This is a genomic window from Mucilaginibacter sp. HD30, assembly GCF_054061755.1.
On sequence record NZ_JBSSEO010000001.1, the window covers coordinates 3,342,355 to 3,368,733 of the forward strand.

At 42.9% G+C, this 26,379-nt stretch carries 21 protein-coding genes and 1 pseudogene; 9 read left to right on the forward strand and 13 right to left on the reverse strand.

Features of this window, described 5'->3' with window-relative positions; genetic code table 11:
• Positions 1 to 93 precede the first annotated feature (93 nt).
• The 4 genes from ACVW2L_RS15950 to ACVW2L_RS15965 are packed head-to-tail and all read right to left on the reverse strand — an operon-like array spanning position 94 to position 4,182.
• The gene (locus ACVW2L_RS15950) at positions 94 to 597 is read right to left on the reverse strand and encodes an N-acetyltransferase family protein (protein WP_457128952.1); all 504 of its coding nucleotides are present in this window, start codon (positions 595 to 597) and stop codon (positions 94 to 96) included.
• A gap of 51 nt (positions 598 to 648) precedes the next feature.
• On the reverse strand, positions 649 to 1,395 hold the full coding sequence (locus ACVW2L_RS15955) for an ABC transporter ATP-binding protein (RefSeq protein WP_457128953.1): 747 nt from the start codon (positions 1,393 to 1,395) through the stop codon (positions 649 to 651).
• Between the two features lies 1 nt (position 1,396).
• The gene (locus ACVW2L_RS15960; RefSeq protein ID WP_457128954.1) at positions 1,397 to 2,872 is read right to left on the reverse strand and encodes a DUF5687 family protein; all 1,476 of its coding nucleotides are present in this window, start codon (positions 2,870 to 2,872) and stop codon (positions 1,397 to 1,399) included.
• 29 nt (positions 2,873 to 2,901) lie between these two features.
• Positions 2,902 to 4,182, reverse strand: coding sequence for a replication-associated recombination protein A (locus tag ACVW2L_RS15965; RefSeq protein ID WP_457128955.1), 1,281 nt, complete (start codon positions 4,180 to 4,182; stop codon positions 2,902 to 2,904).
• A 377-nt stretch (positions 4,183 to 4,559) separates the two neighbouring features.
• Between ACVW2L_RS15965 and ACVW2L_RS15970 the strand changes: the two genes are divergently transcribed.
• The 3 genes from ACVW2L_RS15970 to ACVW2L_RS15980 are packed head-to-tail and all read left to right on the forward strand — an operon-like array spanning position 4,560 to position 6,685.
• On the forward strand, positions 4,560 to 4,820 hold the full coding sequence (locus ACVW2L_RS15970) for a hypothetical protein (protein ID WP_457130226.1): 261 nt from the start codon (positions 4,560 to 4,562) through the stop codon (positions 4,818 to 4,820).
• Entirely contained in the window at positions 4,702 to 5,238 is a 537-nt protein-coding gene (locus ACVW2L_RS15975) for a MarC family protein (protein WP_457130208.1), read from the forward strand. Before ACVW2L_RS15970 ends, ACVW2L_RS15975 begins: the two co-directional genes overlap by 119 nt.
• A gap of 19 nt (positions 5,239 to 5,257) precedes the next feature.
• Entirely contained in the window at positions 5,258 to 6,685 is a 1,428-nt protein-coding gene (locus tag ACVW2L_RS15980) for a S41 family peptidase (RefSeq protein WP_457128956.1), read from the forward strand.
• 74 nt (positions 6,686 to 6,759) lie between these two features.
• Here the strand turns inward: ACVW2L_RS15980 and ACVW2L_RS15985 are convergent, their stop codons facing one another.
• Together ACVW2L_RS15985 and ACVW2L_RS15990 are read right to left on the reverse strand one after the other, a co-directional pair.
• The gene (locus ACVW2L_RS15985; protein WP_457128957.1) at positions 6,760 to 7,272 is read right to left on the reverse strand and encodes a hypothetical protein; all 513 of its coding nucleotides are present in this window, start codon (positions 7,270 to 7,272) and stop codon (positions 6,760 to 6,762) included.
• 277 nt (positions 7,273 to 7,549) lie between these two features.
• The gene (locus ACVW2L_RS15990) at positions 7,550 to 8,512 is read right to left on the reverse strand and encodes an isopenicillin N synthase family dioxygenase (protein ID WP_457128958.1); all 963 of its coding nucleotides are present in this window, start codon (positions 8,510 to 8,512) and stop codon (positions 7,550 to 7,552) included.
• A 361-nt stretch (positions 8,513 to 8,873) separates the two neighbouring features.
• Here ACVW2L_RS15990 and ileS point away from each other — a divergent pair.
• The 5 genes and pseudogenes from ileS (at position 8,874) to ACVW2L_RS16015 (ending at position 15,248) form a co-directional block, all read left to right on the forward strand.
• Positions 8,874 to 12,258 (forward strand): annotated as a pseudogene (ileS, locus tag ACVW2L_RS15995) (isoleucine--tRNA ligase).
• Positions 12,259 to 12,642 carry a TraR/DksA family transcriptional regulator gene (locus ACVW2L_RS16000; RefSeq protein WP_457128959.1) on the forward strand — a complete coding sequence of 128 codons (384 nt, stop codon included), beginning with the start codon at positions 12,259 to 12,261 and terminating at the stop codon, positions 12,640 to 12,642. It begins immediately after the preceding pseudogene.
• On the forward strand, positions 12,643 to 13,248 hold the full coding sequence (locus ACVW2L_RS16005) for a lipoprotein signal peptidase (RefSeq protein ID WP_457128960.1): 606 nt from the start codon (positions 12,643 to 12,645) through the stop codon (positions 13,246 to 13,248).
• Positions 13,249 to 13,535: 287 nt separating this feature from the next.
• The gene (locus ACVW2L_RS16010; protein WP_457128961.1) at positions 13,536 to 13,856 is read left to right on the forward strand and encodes a hypothetical protein; all 321 of its coding nucleotides are present in this window, start codon (positions 13,536 to 13,538) and stop codon (positions 13,854 to 13,856) included.
• A 90-nt stretch (positions 13,857 to 13,946) separates the two neighbouring features.
• Positions 13,947 to 15,248, forward strand: a complete 1,302-nt coding sequence (locus ACVW2L_RS16015) for an ammonium transporter (RefSeq protein WP_457128962.1) — start codon at positions 13,947 to 13,949, stop codon at positions 15,246 to 15,248.
• A gap of 121 nt (positions 15,249 to 15,369) precedes the next feature.
• On the opposite strand, the gene ACVW2L_RS16020 is transcribed toward ACVW2L_RS16015, so the two are convergent.
• Positions 15,370 to 16,569: a lactonase family protein gene (locus tag ACVW2L_RS16020; protein ID WP_457128963.1), complete on the reverse strand. Its 1,200-nt coding sequence runs from the start codon at positions 16,567 to 16,569 to the stop codon at positions 15,370 to 15,372.
• 135 nt (positions 16,570 to 16,704) lie between these two features.
• On the opposite strand from ACVW2L_RS16020, the gene ACVW2L_RS16025 reads away from it, so the two are divergent.
• On the forward strand, positions 16,705 to 19,554 hold the full coding sequence (locus ACVW2L_RS16025; protein ID WP_457128964.1) for an ATP-binding protein: 2,850 nt from the start codon (positions 16,705 to 16,707) through the stop codon (positions 19,552 to 19,554).
• A gap of 202 nt (positions 19,555 to 19,756) precedes the next feature.
• Here the strand turns inward: ACVW2L_RS16025 and ACVW2L_RS16030 are convergent, their stop codons facing one another.
• From ACVW2L_RS16030 to plsX, 6 genes are all read right to left on the reverse strand, one after another.
• Complete coding sequence (locus ACVW2L_RS16030; protein ID WP_457128965.1) at positions 19,757 to 21,325, reverse strand: M28 family peptidase; 1,569 nt, start codon at positions 21,323 to 21,325, stop codon at positions 19,757 to 19,759.
• 101 nt (positions 21,326 to 21,426) lie between these two features.
• Positions 21,427 to 22,290: a twin-arginine translocase subunit TatC gene (tatC, locus tag ACVW2L_RS16035; RefSeq protein WP_457128966.1), complete on the reverse strand. Its 864-nt coding sequence runs from the start codon at positions 22,288 to 22,290 to the stop codon at positions 21,427 to 21,429.
• Between the two features lie 78 nt (positions 22,291 to 22,368).
• A complete protein-coding gene (gene accC / locus ACVW2L_RS16040; RefSeq protein ID WP_457128967.1) occupies positions 22,369 to 23,703 on the reverse strand; it encodes an acetyl-CoA carboxylase biotin carboxylase subunit in 1,335 nt (444 codons plus the stop codon).
• 97 nt (positions 23,704 to 23,800) lie between these two features.
• Positions 23,801 to 24,265 (reverse strand): acetyl-CoA carboxylase biotin carboxyl carrier protein, encoded by a 465-nt coding sequence (accB, locus tag ACVW2L_RS16045; protein WP_457128968.1) that lies wholly within the window; start codon positions 24,263 to 24,265, stop codon positions 23,801 to 23,803.
• A 167-nt stretch (positions 24,266 to 24,432) separates the two neighbouring features.
• Positions 24,433 to 25,422, reverse strand: coding sequence for a beta-ketoacyl-ACP synthase III (locus ACVW2L_RS16050; protein WP_457128969.1), 990 nt, complete (start codon positions 25,420 to 25,422; stop codon positions 24,433 to 24,435).
• A 10-nt stretch (positions 25,423 to 25,432) separates the two neighbouring features.
• Positions 25,433 to 26,368 carry a phosphate acyltransferase PlsX gene (gene plsX, locus ACVW2L_RS16055; RefSeq protein WP_457128970.1) on the reverse strand — a complete coding sequence of 312 codons (936 nt, stop codon included), beginning with the start codon at positions 26,366 to 26,368 and terminating at the stop codon, positions 25,433 to 25,435.
• Positions 26,369 to 26,379 lie beyond the last annotated feature (11 nt).

Sequence of the window (26,379 nt, forward strand, 5' to 3'; positions counted from 1 at the left end):
TTTGCTGGGTTTTCTACCGACCTTTGCATCTACGATGCATTGAAAATTCTTAACTAAAATAACATTGAGGCGACGTTGAAAAATCTTTTTGTATCAGGAATTGGTTAGCTGCTTCCGCATCACGTAGTCATTCATCCAGTACGGACCAATGGCAATATCCTCTTCGTATATTACAGTAAATCCCTGCTTTTCATAAAAGTGCTTAGCGGGATTATGGCGGTTAACATTCAACTCCAGGATGTTTTTACCGGCAACTAAAACCTCCGCACAAACCTTATTAATTAGTGCTTTGCCATAGCCTTTACCTTGTGTTGCTGGCAGGCAATACAGTTTATGCAGTTTGTATATGTCGGCGTTTTCTTCTCGTGGGGAGTATGCCGCAAAGGCTACAGCATTATCATCTTCTACCAGCAATAGATAAGTTTGCTCGCCATTATTTATTTGCGATGTGATTTTTTCTGCCGAGTATATTTCAGCCAGCATATACGTTAGCTGCTCCGTGGAGAGAATTGGAGAATAGGCTGGCCACCATACGGCCTCAGCCAATTGGCGGATAGTTGCTACATCGTTTGTTGTTGCTTTGCGGATGACATACATAATTAAGCCCCCTCTAAATCTCTCCCGGAAGGGGAGACTTTTAAGTTCAAATTAATGATTTTCCTCCTCATCAACAGGTAAAGATATATGTTGGGTAGACTGCCCGATGGCAAAATACGCTTCCAACTCAGCCAATGTTGACGCACTGGTAGCAATATCTTTAATGATCCTTCCCTTTTCCATTAACAAAATGCGGTCGCAAACATCAGTAAGGTGGTTAAGATCATGGCTGGATACCAATGTACATACCCCGTTGTTCTTGTTCAGATCCTTAAGTAAAGTTTTTAACCTGTATTGCGTAGTAGGGTCAATATTAGCAAAGGGTTCATCCAGCATTAAAAACTGTGGCTTTTGCAGCAGGCATGATATTATCCCCACTTTGGTTTGATTACCCTTAGACAGGTCGCGGATGTACTTCCCTTTTTTAAGGATCTCGCCGTTAAAGAACTCTCCAAACTGCCCAACATAATCATCCACCTGCGCCCGGGTTTGATTATGCAAGCCGCCAATAAAATAGAAGTACTCTTCAGGCGTAAGGTAGTCTATCAAAAAACCCTCGTCAAGGTAAGAGGCGGTATATTCCTTCCAGTGCTCGTTACCGGCAACAGATTTTCCTTCCGATAGCACCTCGCCAGCCTCAGGTCTGATCAGGTCAAGCATCATGCGGAACAGGGTAGTTTTACCTGCGCCGTTGTTACCTACCAGGCCAACACTTTCGCCTTTATTGATGTTCAATTGCGGCACGTTAACCACAATAACGCCATTATAAACCTTCTTAATATCTTTTACCTGTATCATGTTATTTATTTCTAAAACCCTCGGTTATGGTATATTTTCTCTTATAAAAATCCTGCACCAGCTTCTCCAGCCAGAAACTGCGTGTTAAAATGCCTGCTACGCCCATTACAGCCATAACCGCCAGCCCAACATCGGGCAAATGCAGCAGCTTGAATGGAATATATATTACATATGGCGCCAGCAGCAACGGGAAAGATAGCAACATCTGAGTGGCCCCTACACCCTCCCAATTAAAAGATGCCCCCTTGCTCAGATCAATTCGCTTAGCATTGCGGTTAGCAAAATACAGTACGATGTAAATGTTAACGCCCAGGTTCCACAGGTACATAATAAAGTGGATCAGCAAAGTTCGCCAACCGAAGTATGCATATGGTGTAGTAAGTAAAAAAGTAGCGGTTGAAACTGCACTAAATAACAAAACCTTAGCTTTCAAAAAATCGGTAAAGTTTACCTTGCTCACCATTAAACCGTCAAAATGCGAGGCTTGCCAGCTGTATAGAAACTGTCCGTAGCTGATTATAAAAAACCCGGTGATGAACATTCCTACAAACAGCCTCGGCCAGTCGGAATTTGCAAATTGAGGGTTCTTGTAAAAAATCAAGCCATACAACAAAAACAGGCCCGACATAATAAAGGCCGAACGCGGGCGCTTGTTGCGCAAAATAAGTTTGATTTCGTTAGCCACCTGGTCGCCGATGGAGCCAAAACGGTTAAGAAACGGATACTCGGTACTGCTTTTAAACGATGCCTTTTTGCGCGAAAGCTCTTCCAGGTAAAGGTTTTGTTTTAGATACAAAAAGTTAAGTGTGTACATGCCTGCGGCCATTGCTACAGGTATTAAAGCCAAAGCGGGCTGCTTTAGCAGGTTACCAAAAAACAAGTAAGATATATCTTTTAGCGAATACAGGTGCCAGGCAAAATCACCCGAAATTATTAAAGCCAGCGATACGCTTACGATGAGGTAAACCCAGCCGTTAATATTGGCTCTCCGTTTAAAATAGATAGCCAGGTAGTTATTGAAAACGCTGATGGCAATTATGGATACCATAAAACCCGCTGCCGCGCCGCCGCCGGTATGCATTATCACTTTAAATATAAAGGGGAAGAACAGAATAATTGGCCACAGGTTGAATACAGACAACAATGCTGTAAGCGCCAAATAGCCCACAATTATGTTACGCCTAACCGGTAAATGCAGATAGGGTTGTACACGCAGCGTTGGCAGTTCCTGCAATTGCATACGCATCAATAATTCGAACAGGAAGTAGATAAGGATTATGCCGCAAAAGGCAACAATAAGATCGTCATGCGGGAAGGCTTTTTCTAAAACCTTATCCATAAAAAAGCCCACGAACAGCACATTAAGCAAAAGATACAAAATAAGCAAACCCATTACAACGCGGATGGCTATGCTTTTACCTGTATTTTTTGACCGCCAAAAGGCTTTCAGTTCATGGCTGAGGAAGGTTGATATCATGTGAGATCAGTTTTATGTGGCTTAAGGTACTAATATTTATACCTGTCACCCCAAAGTTTCTTTAACTTTTCTTTCGATTCGTTTTCCCGCGAATTGTTACCGGGTTCGTAAATTTTTGTGCCTTTTATGGCATCGGGTAAAAAGTCGAGGTTTACAAAATTACCTTCGTAGCTGTGGGCGTATTTGTAATCCTTCCCGTAACCTATGTTCTTCATCAGCTTGGTTGGGGCGTTGCGCAGGTGTAGTGGCACGGGTAAGTCGCCGGTTTGTTTAACCAGACTCAGGGCCGCGCCAATAGCTGTAGTTGCCGAATTACTCTTAGCCGATGTAGCCAAATAAATGGCCGTTTGCGATAGGATTAACTGTGACTCTGGCATGCCTATAACATTGACGGAATTAAAGCAGGCCTGCGCCAGCAGCAAGGCATTCGGGTTGGCATTGCCAATATCTTCTGATGCCAGTATTAGCATGCGCCTTGCTATAAATAGCGGGTCCTCGCCGCCGGCTATCATCCGGGCCAACCAGTAAACGGCTCCGTTAGGATCGCTGCCCCGCATTGATTTTATAAAGGCCGAAATAATATCGTAATGCTGCTCGCCGGCCTTATCATACAGCGCCATGTTCTGCTGCACATGGTCGAGCACGGCTTTGTTAGTAATTTCAATGCTTTTACCGGGAAGGGCATTTACCAATAGATCAAATATATTGAGCAGTTTGCGGGCATCGCCACCGGATAGGCGCAGCAGCGCTTCGCTCTCTTTTATAGTGATCTTTTTCTTTTTGAGCACCTCGTCTTCGTGCATGGCTTTATCCAGCAGGCCCATCAGGTCATCTTCTTCCAGGTGCTGCAATATGTATACCTGGCATCGCGACAGCAAAGCCGAGATCACCTCAAACGAGGGATTTTCTGTAGTGGCACCTATCAGCGTAACTATCCCCCGCTCAACTGCCCCAAGCAATGAGTCCTGCTGCGATTTGGAAAAGCGGTGGATCTCATCAATAAACAAAACAGGCAGGGTATGCCCCTCATCACGTAAGCGGGTTGCCGTTTCTATCACCTCGCGGATGTCTTTCACGCCAGAGTTAATGGCGCTTAAAGAGAAGAACGGCCTATCCTGTGTTTGTGAGATAATGTAGGCCAGCGTGGTTTTACCCACCCCTGGCGGCCCCCAAAACAGCATGGACGGCAGCGCGCCACTTTCTATAGCTTTACGCAACACCGCGCCCTGCCCCACCAAATGCTTCTGACCGACATAGTCGTCAAGGGTTTTGGGGCGCATACGCTCGGCTAATGGCGGCAGATTGTTCATATTGGTAAAATTAGGAGAAGTTAACGCTAAATCCTAAAAAGGTTAGTAAAAAACAGGTGTTGCAAAAAATATATGTTCCCTATGCAACAAAAACACAATTTCCTAAAAATCAACAGCTTAACAATTTTGCATACAACAACTTTTAAGTTAGTAAACTTAGCTGTAAATACATCGTAATGCATTGATTATCAGACAATTGAAAATTTATGAAATTGGCTGCTTTTTGCCGTTTTTTGCAACACAATAGCAACAGTTTAACAACACCATAGCAACACTTTTGCAACAGGGGGTGGCTAATATTTATGGAGGGCATTGGTGTTCTAATTCGGCTCAACCAATTTTATTTTGTAGGTTAGATTTTGTTAAACACTTACACCATGCCACAATATCTAAACTCCTTTATTCACCTGGTATTTATTGGCTTTGTGGCGCTGTTCCCGGTGGTAAACCCTGTGGGTACTGCCTTTATTGTTAATCCTTATTTCATCTCGCAAAGAGCGCCTAAACGCGGTAAAAAAGATCACATTTTATGCCTTTCTACTTTGTCTCACTACCTTACTATTGGGGCATTGGATCCTGGAACTTTTCGGCATTTCCATCCCCATTATCCAACTGGCGGGCGGTATTATGATGTGTAAAATTGGCTGGGAGTCGCTGGCATCAGACAACGACGCGGTAGAGAAAACACCCTCAACACAAACAGCCGATCTTAACGCTGAACATTTTAGCGAAGTAGAAGGTAAGCTGTTTTTCCCTATTACCTTCCCTATGACAACCGGTGCAGGCACCATAGCGGTGCTATTTACCCTAAGCGCCAACGGAGCAGACAGATCATTCAATAATTATCTGCTCAACATCGGTGCGCTCTTGATTTCAGTTATTGGTATCTGTATTCTGATCTTCCTATTCTTCGCCAATACCAAACGCATGATCAACTACATAGGCTCCAGCAACGAGAACATAGTTAACCGTTTAATGGCCTTTTTGATATTTTGTGTGGGGTTGCAGATCGCTTCGGGTGGGATAATTAATTTGGTGAAGACGAATTTTGATTAAGTATTAAATAATATCTCCTGTGAAATATTTTACCTGCCTAACTTTGGCGTTTTTTATAAGCCTTTCTCATGGTTTACGCGCGCAATTGTATACTCCCTTATTTGACAAGATAAACACCGTTAAGGAAGCCCGTGCCGACATTGATTTTATAAAGAATACCTTAGAAAAAGGGCATCCCAATTTATACAGGTACATTAGCAAGAAGACTTTTGATAAAAAGATGGATAGTCTTAAGCGCTCTATCAAGCAGCCTGTAACTCAGATAGCGTTAAGAAATGCCGTATTGAGCGTATTGACTTTCATTGGCAACGGCCATCTCAGCCTGATATTAAAAAGCAACCAAGCCGAATTGGCCGCTTTTAAAGCAGCAACCTTAAAAACCTATCCAATTGAGCAGTTTACTTACCAAATTTTACAAGGCAGATTGTTTATTACCAGCACATCTGACCCTAATGCACTGATTCCTCCGGGTGCGGAAGTTTTGTCGATCGACGGCATCACGGTCGCTAAAATGCTTGCTGATTTTTGCAGTGTGATCTCCTCAGACGGATACAACCAAACTTTTAAATTTACAATGTTAAGTGAGGGTGTCATCCCTGATTTGTTTACCCAGTTTTATGGTCTTAAGGAAAGGCTTGCATTCAAAATAAACGTCAACGACAGTGCACGGGTGGTGCAGGTTAATACGATACCGGTGCATAAGCCTGCTCCGGTTCAAACCGGAAAGCAAACTCCCGACTTTATATTATTACCGAATGCATCGGCTTATTTAAAGGTTACTGGTTTTCCGCAAATACCGTTCGCTGGTTTTGCAAGCATACCAGGTCAAAGTCAGTCTGGCCTGCTGGCACAATTACAATCGCCGCACTTATCGGTTTTTCAAAGGCTGGCGTCAAGCCGGACTACATCTCTGATCCTTGATTTGCGCAACAATACCGGCGGAGACTATCTTACGGCTACCAACCTATTCTCTTACCTGATTGACAGACCCTCGCTTTTTGCCAGGGTGGCAGACAGTGTGTTAAACAATAAAGTTAAAACGCCCAACGAACGTTTAAAATATGGAAGCGCCACCCCAGTGACCCCTCAATCGCTAAGTTTTAAAGGAACGTTATATGTATTGATCAATGGCGGCACTTTTTCGTGCGCGAGCTTGTTAGCCGCAAATTTACAGGGAATAGGCAGAGCAGTGTTTATAGGCGAAGAAAGCGGAGGGGGGCGCAACTATTTAACTGCCGGTTTAATTACTGAAGCAGTGGCACCTAATTCCCACTTAATTCTGCGGTTTGGCAATATTGTGATGGAAACACCGATCTTGGAAAAAACAGAAGGCAGGGGGGTGATGCCTAATCATGAAGTTTCGTATTCCATTAAAGAGTATTTAAGTGGAGTAGACAAGGAATTGGAGTGGGCGAAGAGCCAAATTGCAAAGCAATCAAAAAAGTAAACCGTTACCTTCACTTTAATCCGGACCTGCGACAGATACGGATTAACAAAGGATGTTTCTAATTACCCGTTTGGCTAATCAATCACAAAGTTAGCCCCAAAATACTGCTTAACATAAACCGTATCGCGAAAGCCAAATGTATTGTCAAATGGCTGGCGTATTATTTTAGCCTCTATAAGCCACTTTGCCCTATCTGCCCTTACTCCGGGCGTTGTGTTTACGCCTTTCACGCTTCCATCCACCGGCTGCATCGCAAATAAATTACAATTGGCGCAGTTATCAAGTACTATAATTTTACCGGCCAGTATATCCGCTTTCGTCAGGTTGAAGCTTGTACCTTGCATAGGTGCCTTTATATAAAGCCTTTGCGTAATTACGTTCTTTTTGGTTTCACTCCAAAAAATGCGGTAATCGCCGCTGGTGAAATTGTAGCCGGGTATCACCAGGTCTGCTCGTTCAGTAAACAAAAACTGGCAGTTGGTGCAATTGGTCAACTCAGGCTCAGGGTTGTTGCTCTTGTCGTTGCAGGCGGTTAATAAAGCTACGCCAGCAAATAATAGTATAATGCGATAGATTAAAGTTTTCATGCCGTTTTAGTTTGTTGATAAAACGGCTTTGACGAGCAAACGCTACAGGTAGTAATGTTATGTTTATGTTAACTTTAACATCATGTCATGCCGAATTTATTTCGGCACCTCATATGCTAAGCAAGCGTAAATATCTTGTGGGGTGCTGAAACAAGTTCAGCATGACAGCTTTTTTTTATTCCTCCACTAACCCTTGATGGTCTAGCAAGGATCAAAGCAAAAAAAATGCAGATGCTAATCAAAACATCTGCACATTTTCTCATCTGCACATTAAAAATTACTTCTTCAAGCCTATCTCTCTCAATCGCTCGTCTAAATACTCACCGGCAGTGATATCGCTGAAAGCCTTAGGGTTTTCTGCATCAATGGTGGATGGCAGCGACGTAAGGTCCATATCTGATTTTGGATGCAGAAAGAACGGTACCGAAAAGCGAGAAAACTTCATCAGTTCGCGCGGCGGGTTAACTACCCTGTGCGTGGTTGATTTTAGCTTGTTGTTAGTTAACCGTTGCAGCATATCGCCTACGTTAACCACCAGGTCCTCGCCGTGCGCTTTTACCGGGTACCATGCGCCTGTGCGGGTTAGCACTTCCAAACCGTCGGCACTGGCGCCTATCAGCAGGGTTATCAAATTTATATCTTCGTGGGCCCCGGCACGCACCGCGTCGGCGGGTACCGCATCGGGGTTCTCTATCGGGAAGTAATGCAACGTGCGCAAAATAGAATTACCGTTATGCACCTTATCATCAAAATAATGCTCGTCTAAATTTAAATAAACGGCTATGGCGCGCAGCAGGTTAATGCCTATGTTCTCCAGCTTCCTGTAGATATCTAAGGTAACGTCATTAAACTTTGGCAATTCTTTAACCACCAGATTGTCCGGATAATCGTCTTTATTAACACCGCCATCGGTTACAGTCTGCCCTATCTGCCAAAACTCCTTCATATCCGGCGTTTTAAAGCCTTTGGCCGTCTCCTTGTTTTTGCCAGTATAACCGCGTTGCCCCGCCAGTTCAGGGATCTCGTAACTTGATTTCACCTCTTCAGGCAAAGCAAATAGGGCCTTAACCTGTGCGTAAAGATCATCTATCAACTCCTTGCTCAATCCATGATTGGTTACCGTAACAAAGCCGGTATCGTTAAAGGCTTTTCCTATTTCGTCAGAAAATTGCTTGCGTTGGGCTGCGTCGCCATTTAGGTAGTTATTCAGATCCAGCAAAGGGATGTTTACGGTTTCCATGGACTTTAATGTTTGTTAGCGTAAAATTATAATTTTAAATACAATTACATAGCACATAATGTGTGGGGTAAAAAATGCAAAAAAGCAGTGGGCAGTGCGATTCCCTGCCTCGGGAGGTGTAGGGAGGGGTTTATACGCTTTATTAAACCCCATCCCGCCATTTCACAGCCAACCGCACCCTTCCCCAGGGAAGGAGTTTTTATGGTAATCAATCTTTCGAACACTCGTAGTTCAAACCCATCCCTATGAAGTAAGCCATCAAAAAATTCAAAACCGATGCTTATTTCATTACAGTTCCTTAACAGTTTTTACTTCAAATTGCCTATTTTTGCAACCTCTAAAAATTGAGGTAGCCATTTTGATGTACAAGGAATACAAGCAGTTAAATTTATCGCAGACCGGAAAAGACGTGCTGGACTTTTGGCAGAAGAATAACATCTTCAAAAAAAGTATTGACAGTCGCCCAGCCGGTAACCCTTACACTTTTTACGAGGGCCCGCCTTCGGCAAACGGAATGCCCGGCATTCACCACGTAATGGCGCGTGCTATAAAAGATATTTTTTGCCGCTATAAAACCCTGAAAGGTTATCGCGTTGAGCGTAAAGGCGGATGGGATACCCCACGGCCTGCCTATTGAACTGGCTGTAGAAAAATCATTGGGCATTACCAAAGAAGACATTGGTAAAAAAATAAGCGTACAGGGCTATAACGATGCCTGCCGCAAAGAGGTAATGCGCTATACCGATGTTTGGAACGACCTGACTGAAAAGATGGGCTACTGGGTTGACCTTGCAGACCCATACATTACCTACAAAAACGACTACATAGAAAGCCTTTGGTGGATCTTAAAAGAGCTTTACAATAAAGATCTTTTATACAAAGGATACACCGTACAACCGTATTCGCCAAAATCGGGCACCGGCCTAAGCTCGCATGAGCTGAACCAACCGGGAACCTATAAAATGGTGAAGGATACCACCATTACAGCTCAGTTTAAAGTTAAGCGGGATAAAGATTCGGAGTTTTTGTTTGAGGGTGTAAATGCGGATGTATTTATTTTAGCCTGGACCACTACACCGTGGACATTGCCGTCAAACAGTGCTTTAGCCGTTGGCGAAAAGATCACCTACGCTAAAATAGTAACATTTAATCCTTACACTTTTGAGCCGATAACTGTTGTTTTGGCGCAGGACCTGGTGGGCAAATACTTTAAAGCCGAAGCTGAGAACGCATCTTTTAATGATTACAAAGCCGGAGATAAACTGATTCCGTGGGCGTTAAAGTCTATCCATAAAGGTGCAGAACTGGTTGGCATACATTATGAGCAGTTGCTGCCGTATGTAACCAACGCAGATCTGGAACAAAACGGTTTCCGTGTTATTGCAGGCGATTTTGTTACCACTGCCGACGGTACTGGTATAGTACACATTGCCCCAACCTTTGGCGCGGATGACTTTAGGGTGGCCCGTGAAGCAGGTGTGCCTGCCGTTATGGTAAAAGATGAACTTGGTAAAGATGTACCGTTGGTTAACAAACAAGGTAAGTTTGTTGATGAGGTGAGCGATTTCCCCGGGTTTTATGTAAAAGAAGAATATTATACCGCCGAAGAGCGTGCTGCCGAAGGTTTTAAACCTACAGATGTGCTGATCTCTATTAAATTAAAGACAGAGAACAAAGCCTTTGACGTTAAGAAATACGAACACAGCTACCCGCACTCGTGGCGTACGGATGAGCCTATATTATACTATCCGCTGGATAGCTGGTTCATTCGCACTACTGTTTTAAAAGACAAGATGGTGGAACTGAACAAAACCATTAACTGGAAACCTGAGTCGACCGGTACCGGCCGCTTTGGTAACTGGCTGGAGAATTTAGTGGACTGGAACCTGTCGCGCTCCCGCTTTTGGGGCACTCCACTGCCTATCTGGCGCGAAGAGAACGGTAAAGAAGAAAAATGCATCGGATCTGTTGAGGAATTAACTGCCGAAGTAGCAAAATCTGTTTCGGCTGGTTTTATGCCTGCTGATTTTGACCTGAGCGATCTGCACAGGCCTTATGTGGATGATATTATCCTCATTTCTGCAAACGGTAACAAAATGTTCCGCGAACCGGACCTGATTGACGTTTGGTTTGATAGCGGCGCCATGCCTTATGCGCAATGGCATTTCCCGTTTGAAAACAAAGACAAGTTTAAAACCGCCTACCCGGCCGATTTTATTGCCGAAGGTGTTGACCAAACCCGTGGCTGGTTCTTCACCCTGCACGCCATAGCCGTAATGCTGAGCGAGGCCAGTGATGAAGTAAAAGCTATTAATGCAGAGATTGGCAATAAAGGCGTTGCCTTTAAAAATGTTATTTCAAACGGTTTGGTGCTTGATAAGAACGGCAACAAAATGTCTAAACGTTTGGGCAACGCTGCCGATCCGTTTGAGACTATTGAACAATACGGTGCCGATGCCGCCCGCTGGTATATGATCAGCAATGCGTCGCCGTGGGATAACCTTAAGTTTAATACCGATGGCATTGACGAGGTAAGGCGTAAGTTTTTTGGCACTTTATATAATACGTACAACTTTTTCGCGCTGTATGCTAATATTGACAAGTTTAATTATGCCGAGGCAGAAGTTGAATTAGCAAAACGGCCGGAGATTGACCAGTGGATCATTTCCTTGTTAAATACCTTAACCAAAGAGGTTGATGGTTATTATGCCGATTTTGAGCCTACCAAAGCTACCCGCGCAATACAAGATTTTGTTGACGCGCATTTAAGCAACTGGTACGTAAGGCTAAGTCGCCGCCGTTTCTGGAAATCGGATGACTCTTCAGATAAACTTTCGGCTTATCAAACCCTGTATACCTGTTTAATTACGATCAGCAAGTTGATGTCGCCCGTGGCGCCTTTCTTCGCAGAGCGTTTATATACCGACTTAAATGCGGTAACCGGTAAAGAAGAATTTGAATCAGTGCACCTTGCCAACTTCCCCCAGTATAAAGCCGAATTGGTAAACACCGGTTTAGAAGAGCGCATGCAAATGGCGCAGGATATATCATCGCTTGTATTATCGTTGCGCAAAAAGGTGAGCATTAATGTTCGTCAGCCTTTAAGCAAAATCTTGCTGCCCATACTGGATAAAAACTTTAAGCAGCAGGTAGAGCAGGTAAAAGAGTTGATCTTGTCTGAAACCAATATTAAGGATATAGAATATATAACCGATACCGCCGGCATCATTACCAAAAAAATAAAACCCAACTTTAAAGCTTTAGGCGCCAAGGTGGGTAAGGATATGAAAGCCGTGGCTGCCGCTATAAACGAATTTGGCCAGGATGAGATTGGTAAGTTAGAATCAGAGGGCCGAATCTTGATACTTGATACTAAATACTTGATACTCCTGGAAGATGTTGAAATTATTGCCGAAGACGTTCCGGGATGGCAGGTTGCAAGTTTAGGAAAACTAACCGTGGCTTTGGATGTTACCCTAACCAACGATTTAAAGGAGGAAGGGATATCGCGCGAATTTATCAACCGCGTGCAAAACTTACGCAAAGCCAAAGGGTTTGAAGTTACCGACAGGATAAATGTTCAGGTAAGCGGTCCGCAGGATATTTGGCAGTCGGTGCAAAATAATTTGTTATATATTTGCGCCGAAATTTTAGCAGATACCGTATCGCCTGACAATCAATTAACTGAGGGAGAAAAGACCGAGATAGACGGAAATGAAATAATTATCGCCATAAATAAAATTTAAATGAAACCAGAAACAGAAAAAACCAGATATAGCGACGCAGAACTTAAAGAGTTTAAAGATTTGCTGTTGGATAAGTTGGCAAGTGCTAAAGAAGAATTGAATGCGCTGGCTACATCGCTAAGCTCACCTAATGCCAACGGTACTGATGATACCGCCGGCACTTATAAAACATTAGAGGATGGATCAGCAACTTTAGAGAAAGAGCAGATCAACCAGTTAGCTGCCCGTCAGAAAAAGTTTATTGATCAGTTAGAAGCTGCTTTAGTGCGTATTGAGAATAAAACCTACGGTATTTGCCGCGAAACAGGCAAGTTAATACCTAAAGAGCGCCTGCGTGCAGTGCCACACACTACCTTAACAATGGAAGCTAAATTAAAGCAATAAATGAAGGCTGCTTACATTAAACCTTTTATTGCTGCTACGTTAGTTATTATTGCCGATCAACTTATTAAAGTATGGGTTAAGAGCAACATGTACCAGGGCGAGGAGATAAAGTTTTTGGGCGAAAGGGGCATGCTGCACTATACCGAAAACAATGGAATGGCCTTTGGCATGGAGCTTGGCGGCGACTGGGGCAAACTTGCCCTTACGCTTTTCCGGATTGTTGCTGTTATAGGTATAGGTTACGGCATGGTGTATCTTATTAAACATAAATACCACCGCGGATTGATAATGAATGTGGCGCTGATATTTGCCGGCGCTATGGGCAATATAATAGACTCTACGTTTTATGGTATTATTTATAAATACGCACCGATTTTTCACGGGCGGGTTGTAGATATGTTCTATTTCCCTTTAATAAGCGGCAATTTCCCGGCATGGGTGCCACTTTGGGGCGGCGAAGAGTTTGTTTTCTTCCGCCCGGTGTTCAATTTAGCCGATGCCTCTATTTCAGTAGGCGTTATTTTGATCCTTATTTTTCAAAAACACTATTTTAAGCAAGAGGCGCCCGAAGAAATAGCGCCCAACAGCGAGATGGTAGAAGAATAGCCTTAGTTTTATATATGAAATAGAAAAAGCTCCGAATTTCGGAGCTTTTTCTGTTTATAGGCTTTTATGTAGCTCCATTCGGTCACTTTTACCACTACAATCAAAATATAATTTTCCCTTTTATGCATATTTTCATTTTACATTGAAAATTAAAGCATTTTGAACTTAAAATTTACCAATTTTCATATTTTTTATAATTTTTTCACAAAAAATTTCATTTTTATTATCTATTTAATAAAAAAATACTAATTTTAGACATGCAAATGAGAGTATACAAACAATTTTACATGATTTTTGTATTGATGCGCGCATGTTTATGGAACGTGAGCGACTCTTTTGCAGGCGAAGGTAATACAGATACTTCTGCAGATCATGTAACAAAGAGTGGGGAGTTCAATGCAGAGATGTTATCAGTTGCAGAACGCAGAGTTTTATATCTGGCAGACGGCAATGTAACAGACCAGGGAGATTTTACAAGAACACAGGTAAGCCATATCGTTGCCTTGCCGGTGTTCCATCGGGACAAAGTATATAACAAAAAAAATTTAAGCGGAGAGCGCGCCCGTTTTTTAAGGCTGCTGCTTTTCCCCAATCACTCGTTCGGGTGAAATTGCTACAAAACTTAAACTATAGAACAACCCCGGGGGCGAGCCCCAAATATTACTTATTGTATAACAACCTAATCAACAAATTAAAAAATGAAAAAAATCGTACCTTTTGGCATTCTTGTAATTGTAGTTATCCTGGCACTAATGTACCCGGGTGCTAAAGCAGTTACGCCTGCACCAACTACCTACGTAGGCGCAGACATTGCCTGGCTATTAATCTCAACAGCGCTTGTATTATTAATGACCCCTGGTCTTGCATTCTTCTACGGCGGTATGGTGAGAAAGAAGAACGTTATTTCTACCATGTTACAGAGCTTTGTTTGTATGGGCCTGATAACTATCATTTGGGTAGTATTCGGTTTCAGTATGGCTTTTGGCGAAGACGTTAACGGCTGGGGAATCATTGGTAACCCGGCATCGTTCTTTATGATGCAAAACACCTTGGGTGTAGCATGGGGAACAATCCCGGTAATACTTTTCGCTATGTTCCAGTTAAAATTCGCGGTTATTACGCCTGCGTTAATCACCGGTGCATTTGCAGAGCGTATCCGCTTTAACTCTTACCTTATCTTCATTACTTTATTCATTGTTATCATTTACATTCCACTTGCTCACGCTACATGGCACCCAGAAGGTATTTTCTTTAAATACGGTGTGTTAGACTTTGCAGGTGGCACTGTAGTACACATGTCTGCAGGTTGGGCGGCATTAGCTTCAGCTTTATATCTTAAAAAACGTAACGAGGTTTCCGAGTCTCATGTACCGGCACGTATTAGCTACGTAATATTAGGTACAGGTTTACTTTGGTTTGGCTGGTTCGGTTTCAACGCGGGTTCTGCATTAGGTGCAAACGAATTAGCTGCCACCGCTTTAGCTACAACAACTACTGCATCGGCTGCTGCTGCCATGTCATGGATCTTCTTTGATATGCTACGTGGTAAAAAGCCTTCAGCTGTAGGTGCTTGTATTGGTGCTGTAGTTGGTTTGGTTGCTGTTACTCCTGCTGCAGGTTTCATCACTGTATCAAGCTCGTTAGTAGTAGGTATAGTTGCTGCTGTTGTAAGTAACCTGGTAGTTATCTGGAGAAGCAAAACTAACATTGACGATACCCTTGACGTATTTCCTTGCCATGGTGTAGGCGGTATGGTTGGTATGTTAATGACTGGTATCTTCGCTACTAAAAGCGTTAACGGTTTAGGTGCAGAAGGTTTAGCTTATGGCGAAACTGAACTGTTTGTCAAACACGTTATTGCCTTAGTTTCTGTTTCAGTGTTCGCGTTCGTTGGTTCATTTATTTTATTGAAAGTAACTGACCTGATTAGCCCGCTACGTGTAACTGCTGAAGAAGAGTTAGCAGGTTTGGACGTTAGCCAACACGACGAAGAATTGTAATTTCAAATCACAAACTAAATAATCACCAAAAGCGCCCTATATCAGGGCGCTTTTGTGTTATAAGAACATTTTACAAATGTTTCCCTGTTCCTTAAAGGCGAGGCAAAAGTGCCATAGCTTATTATTCTGCCGATACCAGCTTCAAAACAGTTGGCGAAGGAATATTAATGGACATATTTAACATTACTAAAAGGCCGGTTAGCTTATCTATTCTGTATATATTAACAATGTTGTCTTTCTGCGCTGCTAACAATAAAAAATTCCCTCCCGGTTCAATAACAAAGTTACGCGGCTCTTTACCTGTTGGATAGCGGGTTAAGTAATGTAATTTACCGCTTGCCTGGTCAATGCCAAAAACCACCAATTCATTCGCTGTACCGCGATTGGTGGCATATAAAAACCTGCCGTCGGGCGATACATGTATATCGGCAGCGCCATTACGGCCGGTAAAGCCGGGCGATGCAAGGTCCAGGCTTTCAATAAAGGTTACTTTGCCTTTATTATATGCGTATTGGTTAACCGTTGCTGCCATTTCGTTTACCAGATACAAAAACTTACCGTCCGTAGAAAAATCCATGTGGCGAGGGCCGCTGCCAGGCTTAACTTTTTCAAATGCAATCTCCTCTGGTACTAAGGGGGGTATTTTACCTGCTTTATACTTGGCTATGTAAAGTTTATCAGTTCCCAGATCAGCATACAGCACATGCTTTTCGTCGGGTGAAAAATTGGCTGAATGAAAATGCGGGCCTGCCTGTCGCTCAGCATTTACGCTGCTCCCTTCGCCGATAATAGTCTGCGTGGCGGGCGCCACTGATCCATCTTTATTTAACGGCAGAACGGAAAGCGTACCGTTATTGTAATTTGACACAATAACATTGTTGGCATCTTTATCTATAGTAATATGAGCAGGATTAGCACCCACTGAAGCTTGCTTGTTAATAAATTTAAGTGCCCCTGTATTATAATCAAAACTAAAAGCGCTCACCCCCCCATCTGCAACTGCGTTAACCGAGTAAACAAATTTTCTGTCGGGTGATACGCACAAAAAAGTAGGGCTTGCTGTTTCTGTCTCACCTAAAAAGGCAAACTTCCCGGTTTCTGCATAAAAGCGATAAACCGTAATGCCCCGGTTACCATCGGGGGCGGTATATCCTCCTATTAAAAGATCAAAAACTTTTGGCGTGGATGACTTATCTTTTTTTTGTGCCATTGTAAATACCGGTAGCAATACAATAGACATAGAGATAAATAATTTGTTCATGGCGAAGATCAAATTAGGTATATGCCGCAAATTACGTAAATGCAATGTAAAATTTGCCATGTGCTATCTTTAAGTTTAACCGTTGTTAATTAAACTGTAATGACCAAAGTTTATACATTGATAATAAATTCTCTTAAAAGTGAAATGCAGGAATTAATTTTTTTATCTTTCGTGATATAAGTATATAGTATTGTAATGTCTGACTACCCTATTCCAATTAATGAAACGGAGCGTTTAAAAGCGCTGTTATCTTACAATATATTTGATACTGCTAAAGAAAAAGATTTTGATGCGCTAACTGCGCTTGCTTCTGCCATATGTGATGTGCCTATCGCGTTAATAACATTTCTTGATGGCGAGCGGCAGGTTTTTAAATCCCATCACGGTACTGATATAACCGAGACGCCCCGGTCAATAGCTTTCTGCGCGCATACGTTGGTTGCTGACAATATTATGGTTGTGCCAGACGCAACGCTTGATACGCGTTTTAATGAAAACCCACTGGTTACCGGCCCAACACAAGTTAATTTTTATGCCGGTGTGCCGCTTGTAAACGAGGATGGTTACGCGCTTGGCTCGCTTTGCGTAATAGACCACAAAGCCCGTAAATTATCTGACATGCAGATACAGGCCCTGGAAACCCTTGGCACGCAACTGATGGACAAGCTGGAGTTGCGCCGAAAAACAAGATTGCTTGAGCAGCGGGAACAACGTTTCAGGAATATGGTAAAAACTGCCAAAGTGGGCATGACCATACTACAAGGCGAGGAATTGGTGGTTGAAATAGCCAATTTACCCATGCTAACCATCTGGGGCAGAACAGAAAGAGAAGTTATCGGCAAGCGTCTATTGGACATTTTCCCTGAATTGCATGATCAACCTTTTCCGAAGATGTTGGCAGATATATTTACAACGGGCAAGTCTATAGCTATTGCAGAGATGTCTGCCGACATCAAAGATCTATCAGGAGAAAGCAGGACTGTTTTTGTCGACTTTAGCTATGAACCGCTATTTGCAGCAGATGGACAAGTAGAAGCTGTTATGGCTACAGTAACAGATATTACCCAAATTGTAGAGACAAGGGAACTGCTAAAGCAAAGCCAAAAGGAACAGCAGGCCATGAATGAAGAATTGATGGCGGCCAACGAGGAACTACTGGCAGCGTCGGAAGAGCAGGCATTTACAAACCAACAGTTGGCCGCAGCGAAGGCCGTTTCAGAACTGGAGCGCGCGCGTTTAAATCAATTTTTGATGCAGGCCCCGGTTGGTGTGTGTGTGTTAGAAGGGCCTGAGTTAATCTACACGTTTATTAATCCTACCTATCAGGCGCTTTTACCGGACCGTGATCTGCAAAACCGGTCAGTTTTTGTCGCCCTGCCCGAACTGGTAGGTACACAGGTTGAAGAGTTGCTATTGAACGTTTATCATAAAGGAGAAACCTTCAATATTCAGGAATTATTAATACCTATTGCTGAATTTGCGGACGGCCCTTTAATTAACCGCTATTTTTCTTTTGATTATTTACCATGGCGGAGTATTGACGGATCCATAGCCGGAATACTGGCTTTGGTAACAGATGTAACTTCGCAGGTAGATGCACGCAAGGCTATTTCTGAGGTCAATCAGCGTTTGAGTATCGCATTAGAGGCAGGTGATTTTGGTGCGACTGAAGTTGATCTTGCTACGGGAAAAATGACGTGTACCACCCAGTTTAAAAAGTGCTATGGCAGGGGGCCAGATGAGGAATTTACTTATCCTGACCTTTTTAATGCCATGTTACCGCAGTATAGGGAGCACATAAAAAACCTGGTTACAACAGCAAAAGAAAACCATACGGTTTACCGTGCCGAATATGAAGTGGCCTGGCCGGATGAAACGATCCATTGGATAAGCGCTCACGGACTTGCCCGTTATGACGAAAATGGCGTTGCCAGCCGCATGGTAGGTGTTGTAAAAGATATAACGGAAGAAGTTGCCGACAGATTAAAGTTAATTAATGCCGAACGCGATTTGCGCATGGCAACAACTGCAGCAGATTTCGGAACCTGGAGTATTGATCCGCGATCAAGGAACATGATAGCCTCGCGGCGCTTAAAAGAATTATTCGGGTTTTATCCGGATGATGAGATCACGTTAGCCGGCTGCATTGCGCAAATAACTGATGATCACAGGAACTTAGTCAAAGCAGAAGTTGAAAAAGCAATTACCCAAGGCGGAAACTATGACGTAACCCATACAGTAAAAGGGTTTCATGATAAGCAGCTCCGCTGGGTAAGGGCCGTTGGAAACCTTCGTGCAGATGACTCCGGAGAAATTTCATCTTTTACCGGTATTGTTATGGACGTAACTGCGCAAAAAGAGGATGAGCGGCGTAAGAATGATTTCATCGGTATGGTAAGTCATGAGTTAAAAACGCCACTTACCTCATTGCAAGGTTATGTACAGATAATGCAATTGATGGCAAAAAGGGAGGAGCAACCTTTATTACTCACTAAGCTTGAGAAATCTGCAACGCAGATAAAAAAAATGACCAAGCTTATAACCGGTTTTCTGGATGTTGGAAGATACAGCTCAGGGCAGATTCAACTGCAGCCGGAAGTATTTAATATGCACGATCTTATTTGGGAAATGGTTAATGAAACAGAATTTACCAGTGCCACCCACACGGTTACCTTTGTGCCATGTAAAGAAACCGTAAACCTATACGCTGATCGTGATAAAATTGGCCAGGTGTTGACCAATTTATTAAGCAACGCTATTAAGTATTCATCTTCGGTAAACCCAATTAAAGTTGATTGTATAACTACTGATGGTAAGATAACCGTTTCGGTTACAGATCAAGGTATGGGCATACCTGCCAATCAGCTTGATAAACTATTTAACCGCTACTATAGAGTAGAGGGCGATCAGATGCAAAACACTTCGGGGTTTGGCGTAGGTTTGTATATATGTAAAGAGATCATTGACAGGCACGGCGGAAAAATATGGGTAGAAAGTAAAGAGGGAGAAGGCTCTGTATTTTCTTTTACCTTACCGGCTGTTTAGTTAAGCGTATCCCCTAAAAACAAAAAACCCCTGCTTTAATAGTAAAAGCTATGAGATAATTTCCTGTATTTCGTCACAAAGCTAAGGTACAAAAACTGGCAAAGCCTTCAACCTTGACCTACCACCAAAGGTGGTGGTTTTTTAGAGGAATAAACAGCCATCCCCGGGGAAGAGAATGGCTGTTTTATAATATATCTTTAAATTAACGGTTGCTCTTGCTGTCAACAACCGGCCGTTTAGCTGCATTGACTAAATCCCAGGCTGTAAAATAAACCAGTTGTGCACGCTTGGCCAACAATGGGAAGTTGATCTTACTCACTTCGTCGCCAAGGCCATGGTAGTCCTTATGTACCCCGTTAAAATAAAATATAATAGGCACATTGTGCTTGGCAAAGTTATAGTGATCTGAACGATAGTAAAACCTGTTAGGATCGTTAGGATCGTCATATTTGTAGTCTAAATTTAGTTTGGTGTAGGTATTATTGGCATTCTCACCAACTTTATGCAGATCAGAGCTTAGCATAGACGAACCAATAACATAAACTGTATTTGCAGAGTCGGGTTTACCAACATACTCCTCGCCTACACGGCCTATCATATCAATATTAAGGTCAGCAATGGTACTTTCCATTGGTACAACCGGGTGCTCAGAGTAATACTCAGAGCCCAGTAGCCCTTTCTCTTCGCCCACGTTACCTAAAAACAAAATACTTCTGAGTGGGCCTTTACCGGCTTTTTTAGCTTGCGAAAAAGCACGGGCAATCTCTAACATAGCCGTAGTACCAGATCCGTCATCATCTGCGCCATTATTTATACGGTCGCCTTTGGTACCTTCGGGCAGCATGCCAATGTGGTCATAATGCGCAGATACTACTAAATATTCGTTTTTAAGTTTAGCGTCGCGGCCCGGTAAAACACCCACCACGTCAACTGCTTTTACAGCTTTTTCTGTACCTGTGTACGTTGTAGAAAAATCAGCTTTAACAGTTTGCGTTTGCGGCGTGCCGTTGGCATCAAGTTCTTGCTTAAACTGTGTAATGGTTTTTCCGGTTGGCTTAAGCAGATCATTTGCCATAGCCGGTGTTATGGTATAAACGGGGGCAGAAACACTTTCAACTTTAAGCGTCATTCTTGCACCGTTAGATCGCCTTACCACGCCACCCGCAGGATTTACCGCCAAGACCAAGGCAGGTTTTTTACTTTGGATAAACTGAATGCGACGGCTACGGTCGGTACTCCAGTTTGATGTTTTATCGGTACCTGTTATTTTGAATATGCCGTTACTAACTGGCTCGCCGGTATTAATATACAACACCACTTTGCCGGTTATGTCTGTACTTTTAAGGTCATCGTAAGCATCAGCACCTATTCCATATCCTATAAAGACAAAATCGCCGGCGGTTAAAGTTTTAACGCCGGTATTTCCGGTAGCCGAAAAATCGGTACCAATAGTGTAGCTTTTGCCGTTGGCAGTTAATGCGTTTACTGTAAAGGCGGGCTCCACAATCGGAACGTCAAGAAAATAGGAGCCCTTTGCCGCAGGTAATAAGCCTAATGCTTTAAACTCGGCAGCAATGTATTGTGCAGCTTTTTCAGCGCCGGGTTTGCCCGTCTCGCGGCCCTCAAACTCGTCGGAAGCAATTATTGTAAGATGCTTTCTGGCTAATTCCGCACTTACAATTTTTGAATATTTTACAGCAGTTGGATTTTTCTGCGCGTATGCGCTAATAACAAACCCCGAAAGGGTTAGTAGTAAAAGAGTCTTTTTCATAAAATCAGTTAATTAACGCTAAGGTAGCTGTTTTGTTATAAAAAACAGAAACAGCGATGAGATATCATCTCATCGCTGTTCAATTAAAATAGATTGTATTTTTAAGAACTCATCAACTCTTCGCTTTTCTTTCCACGTCTTCTGTCTACACCCGCAGCTACCCAAATACCTATTTCATAAAGAAAAAGCAATGGCACCGCAACAACGCTCATGGTGATCATGTCAGGTGTTGGTGTAATAATGGCGGCTATTATTAAGATGATGATGATAGCATAACGGCGCGTACGGCGCATTAAACCAGCATTTAATATACCAAGACTGGCAAGCAGGTAAATTAATATAGGCAGTTCAAACACCAAACCCGAACCGAGCGTTAAAGTGGTTAGTGTAGACAGGTAAGAATCCACACGTATCATTGTGTCTATTTGGTCGCTCACTTCAAACCCGATCAAAAACCTTATTGACATTGGGGACACAATGTAATACCCAAATAATACACCCAGCAAAAACAAAGCCGACGCATAGAAAACAAATCCTGACGCTGCTTTTCGTTCTTTTTCATGAAGCGCAGGCTTTATAAATCGCCACACTTCATACAAAAAGTAGGGAATGGCAAACACCAGCCCAGCCGTTATACACGAATTCATTACCAGGTTAAACTTAGCGCCTACTTCCGTAACTACCATTTTGTCGGTAAAACCTTCAAAACACCATCCGTCCATTTTCAGCGCGTTGCCAATTTCACACAGCACACTGTAGGTCCAAAATGTTTTGTACCTGGGGCCGAAAATAACTGTGTTTATCAGAAAGTCCTCAAAATAAAAAGCAAGGGATGTAAAGATCACTAGGGCAATAACAGCCCGTATCAAATGCCAGCGCAAGGCCTCCAGATGCTCGAAAAATGACATTTCCGATTCCAGGTTCTTACCCTTGTCTTTTATTGCGTTAAATAGTTTGTTGGCCATTTTTATGTGTCAATATTACGCATTAACGTATATACTGCCGCTTGTAGTTTTATTTTGTTTGGTAATAATCCCTTTACCTTAGTATTCAAAGGTTTCCATAAACTTGGTGGTAAAGTTTCCCGCACGGAAGTTGGGGTCTTGCAACAACTTTAAATGGAAAGGGATAGTAGTTTTAACACCTTCAATAACAAACTCGCTTAAAGCGCGCTCCATGGTGCTAAGGGCTTCATCGCGGGTTTGCGCCACGCAAATAACCTTTGCTATCATTGAGTCGTAGTTAGGCGGAATAACATAACCACTATAAACATGCGTATCTATACGCACACCATGCCCGCCGGGTGAGTGGAAGTTGGTTATTTTACCTGGTGAAGGACGGAAGTTGTTATAAGGATCTTCAGCATTGATACGACACTCTATGGCATGCATAGTTGGCTCATAGTTTTTGCCGGAAATAGGTATACCCGATGCCACCTTTATCTGCTCTTTTATCAGGTCGAAATTTATTACCTCTTCGGTAACCGGATGCTCTACTTGTATACGGGTATTCATCTCCATAAAGTAGAAGTTACGGTCTTTATCAACCAAAAACTCTACGGTACCTGCGCCTTCATATTTAACGGCTTTGGCGCCTTTAATGGCAGCTTCGCCCATTTTTTTCCGCAATTTTTCGGTCATGAACGGAGATGGTGCTTCTTCTACCAGCTTTTGGTGACGACGCTGGATTGAGCAATCGCGTTCTGATAAATGGCAAACTTTGCCATATTGGTCACCTACGATCTGTATCTCAATGTGGCGCGGATCCTGAACGTATTTTTCAAGATACATGCCGTCATTACCAAATGCTGCACCTGATTCTGCACGGGCCGAATCCCAGGCCGCTTCAAATTCTTCATCTTTCCAAACCACACGCATACCACGACCACCACCACCTGCGGTAGCCTTTAATATTACCGGATACCCAATTTTTTTTGCGATGGCAATACCTTGCTTAAAGTCGGTTAACAAACCTTCCGATCCTGGAATAGTGGGTACTCCCGCTTTTTTCATGGTTTCTTTAGCCGAAGCTTTATCGCCCATGGCGTTGATCTGATCTGCAGTAGCGCCTATAAATTTTATACCGTAATCGGCACAAATAGAAGAGAACTTTGCATTTTCTGATAAGAAACCATAACCCGGATGGATCGCATCGGCATTGGTTAATTCGGCAGCTGATATAAGATTTGGAATGCTTAGATAAGAGTCTTTACTTGGCGGCGGGCCTATACAAACGGCCTCGTCGGCAAAACGAACGTGAAGGCTGTCACGATCAGCAGTAGAATATACAGCTACGGTTTTAATACCCATTTCCTTACAGGTGCGGATAATTCGCAGGGCAATTTCGCCACGGTTAGCTATAAGTATTTTTTTAAACATGATAGTTAATGTGCAAATGTGCAGATATGCAAATGTGCAGATGTTTTTAGATGCGCAAGGTATTTGCACATCTACTCATCTGCACATTTGCACATCATTAAATAGGTTCTACCAAAAATAAAGGTTGGTCGTATTCAACAGGTGATGCATTATCAACCAGTATTTTTACTACGCGACCTGATATTTCTGACTCAATTTCATTAAACAGCTTCATAGCCTCAATAATGCAAACTACTGTTCCGGCTTTGATCTCATCGCCAACGCTAACAAATAGTGGCTTATCAGGCGATGCAGAACGATAGAACGTGCCTATCATAGGCGATTTGATAGTTATATAGTTCGAAGTGTCTTCAACAGCTGCCGCCGGGGCTGCTGGCGGTGTCTGAGGTAACGCCGGTGCCGCTACAGGTGCTTGCTGTACCTGCGGCACCGTAGCATTAACTATAGTTTGGGCCTGGTTGGTTTTAATAGTGATCTTAAAGTCTTGCTGTTCTATAGCAACTTCGTTAACGCCCGATTTTGCAACAAAGCGTATAAGTTCTTGTATTTGTTTAATATCCATATTTCAACTGATGTGCAGATATGCAAATGTGCAAATTTGCAGATGAATTTTTTACTTTAGGTTATTGATAATTAACAACTTTTATATTTTAAAGTTTAGCCGGTATAGGAATAATTAATGTCTGCAATCCACGCATCTGCACATCCGCACATTTGCATATCCGCACATCAATAAGCCCATTTTAAGTAAAGCGAACCCCAGGTAAATCCACCGCCAAAAGCAGCCAATATCAGGTTATCGCCTTTTTTAAACTTATCTTCCCACTCCCAAAGGCAAAGGGGTATAGTAGCATTGGTTGTATTTCCGTAGCGTTCAATATTTATTATCACTTTATCTTCGCCAATATTCATGCGCGATGCGGTAGCATCAATAATACGTTTATTGGCCTGATGTGGTACCAACCAGGCAACATCGTCGCCGGTAAGATTATTGCGTTCCATTATTTCGGCAGAAACATCGGCCATATTGGTCACCGCAAATTTAAATACAGATTTACCTTCCTGATAAGCATAATGTTCGCGGGCGTCAATGGTTTCGTGGCTTGCCGGCTTTACAGATCCGCCTGCTTTCATGTGCAGAAAAGGAATACCTGCGCCATCGCTTTTCATAATAGAATCGATAACGCCTAAACCTTCATAATTGGGTTCAAGCAGGGCAGCACCACAACCATCGCCAAAAATAATACAGGTAGCGCGGTCCTGGTAATCTACAATTGACGACATTTTATCAGCGCCAACAATTAATACCTTTTTGTGCTTACCTGTTTCAATAAACTGGGCACCGGTAGCCAGGCCAAAAACAAAGCCGGAACAAGCTGCCTGCAAGTCAAACCCCCAGGCGTTAACGGCTCCAATTTTATGTGCAAAAAGATTTGCGGTTGCCGGGAAAGGCATATCGGGTGTAGTAGTGCAAAAAATGATCAGATCGATCTCATCCGCACCAATACCTCGTTTTTTTAATAAGGCGTTAACGGCAGGAACAGCAAGATCAGAAGAACCCAATCCTTCGCCTTTTAAAATGCGGCGTTCCTTAATACCTGTACGGGTAGTTATCCATTCATCATTGGTTTCCACCATTGTAGATAACTCCTCGTTAGTGAGTACATAATCTGGCGCGTAGCCATGCACAGCGGTAATTGCTGCAGTAATTTTACTCATAAATATATTTTTATTGGAAAGCTCCGGCTATTTTATTCACCAGATCGCCTTCAACCATATCTTTTGATAACAGTACCATGTTTTTTATTGCCTCGTCATTTGAAATGCCGTGGCCCACAACTACCGGCGCATTAACACCCAAAATTGGGCTTCCACCATATTGCTCATAATTAAACCGGTCAAAAAAATCGTCTTTTATTCCTTTTTTGCGGGATATGCCGTAAAAAGATTCGGCCAATTTTAAAATGATATTGCCCGTAAACCCATCACACACATAAACATCGGCATGGTCACTAAACAAATCGCGGCCTTCGGCATTGCCAACAAAGTTAAACAGCTTAGTTTGCTTCATTAACGGATAGGTGGCCTGGCAAAGCAAATTGCCTTTTTCCTCCTCCTCGCCAATATTCATCAGCGCAACCTTTGGGTTAGCTATCTTATAAACGCTTTCGGCCATCAGGCTGCCCAACACACCAAATTGCACCAGTACATCTGGTTTGCAATCTGCGTTAGCGCCTACATCCAACAAAATACCCAAACCGTTTTTCAGTTTGGGTACAATAGTAGTTATAGCAGGCCTAATCACGCCCGGAATTGCCTTAACGCTAAACATGGAGCCTACCAGCATTGCGCCTGTGTTACCAGCCGACGAAAATGCCTGTATTGCGCCCTGCTTAAGCAGGTTAAAGCCAACGCTTATGCTTGAATCTGGTTTTTGAACTATAGCCTTGGTAGGGTGTTCGCCCATACCGATCACCTCGGTAGTATGAACAAATTCAAAATTGTCGGCACTAACTCCATGCTCGGCAAGGATGCTTAACGCAGCTTCCTTATCGCCAATAAGTACCAACGTATGACCTGTTAAGACCTTATATGCTTTGATTGCTCCTAAAACCGCAGCCTTTGGAGCGAAATCACCGCCCATAATATCTAGTCCAATTTTCATACGCGGAAAAT

Excerpts from the sequence above, each read along its gene's own strand:
- ACVW2L_RS15950 (WP_457128952.1), bottom strand. The coding sequence starts at position 597 with ATGTATGTCATCCGCAAAGCAACAACAAACGATGTAGCAACTATCCGC.
- ACVW2L_RS15955 (WP_457128953.1), bottom strand. The coding sequence starts at position 1,395 with ATGATACAGGTAAAAGATATTAAGAAGGTTTATAATGGCGTTATTGTG.
- ACVW2L_RS15960 (WP_457128954.1), bottom strand. The coding sequence starts at position 2,872 with ATGATATCAACCTTCCTCAGCCATGAACTGAAAGCCTTTTGGCGGTCA.
- ACVW2L_RS15965 (WP_457128955.1), bottom strand. The coding sequence starts at position 4,182 with ATGAACAATCTGCCGCCATTAGCCGAGCGTATGCGCCCCAAAACCCTT.
- ACVW2L_RS15970 (WP_457130226.1), top strand. The coding sequence starts at position 4,560 with ATGCCACAATATCTAAACTCCTTTATTCACCTGGTATTTATTGGCTTT.
- ACVW2L_RS15985 (WP_457128957.1), bottom strand. The coding sequence starts at position 7,272 with ATGAAAACTTTAATCTATCGCATTATACTATTATTTGCTGGCGTAGCT.
- ACVW2L_RS15990 (WP_457128958.1), bottom strand. The coding sequence starts at position 8,512 with ATGGAAACCGTAAACATCCCTTTGCTGGATCTGAATAACTACCTAAAT.
- ACVW2L_RS16000 (WP_457128959.1), top strand. The coding sequence starts at position 12,259 with ATGAAACCAGAAACAGAAAAAACCAGATATAGCGACGCAGAACTTAAA.
- ACVW2L_RS16005 (WP_457128960.1), top strand. The coding sequence starts at position 12,643 with ATGAAGGCTGCTTACATTAAACCTTTTATTGCTGCTACGTTAGTTATT.
- ACVW2L_RS16010 (WP_457128961.1), top strand. The coding sequence starts at position 13,536 with ATGATTTTTGTATTGATGCGCGCATGTTTATGGAACGTGAGCGACTCT.
- ACVW2L_RS16015 (WP_457128962.1), top strand. The coding sequence starts at position 13,947 with ATGAAAAAAATCGTACCTTTTGGCATTCTTGTAATTGTAGTTATCCTG.
- ACVW2L_RS16020 (WP_457128963.1), bottom strand. The coding sequence starts at position 16,569 with ATGGCAAATTTTACATTGCATTTACGTAATTTGCGGCATATACCTAAT.
- ACVW2L_RS16025 (WP_457128964.1), top strand. The coding sequence starts at position 16,705 with ATGTCTGACTACCCTATTCCAATTAATGAAACGGAGCGTTTAAAAGCG.
- ACVW2L_RS16030 (WP_457128965.1), bottom strand. The coding sequence starts at position 21,325 with ATGAAAAAGACTCTTTTACTACTAACCCTTTCGGGGTTTGTTATTAGC.
- tatC (WP_457128966.1), bottom strand. The coding sequence starts at position 22,290 with ATGGCCAACAAACTATTTAACGCAATAAAAGACAAGGGTAAGAACCTG.
- accC (WP_457128967.1), bottom strand. The coding sequence starts at position 23,703 with ATGTTTAAAAAAATACTTATAGCTAACCGTGGCGAAATTGCCCTGCGA.
- accB (WP_457128968.1), bottom strand. The coding sequence starts at position 24,265 with ATGGATATTAAACAAATACAAGAACTTATACGCTTTGTTGCAAAATCG.
- ACVW2L_RS16050 (WP_457128969.1), bottom strand. The coding sequence starts at position 25,422 with ATGAGTAAAATTACTGCAGCAATTACCGCTGTGCATGGCTACGCGCCA.
- plsX (WP_457128970.1), bottom strand. The coding sequence starts at position 26,368 with ATGAAAATTGGACTAGATATTATGGGCGGTGATTTCGCTCCAAAGGCT.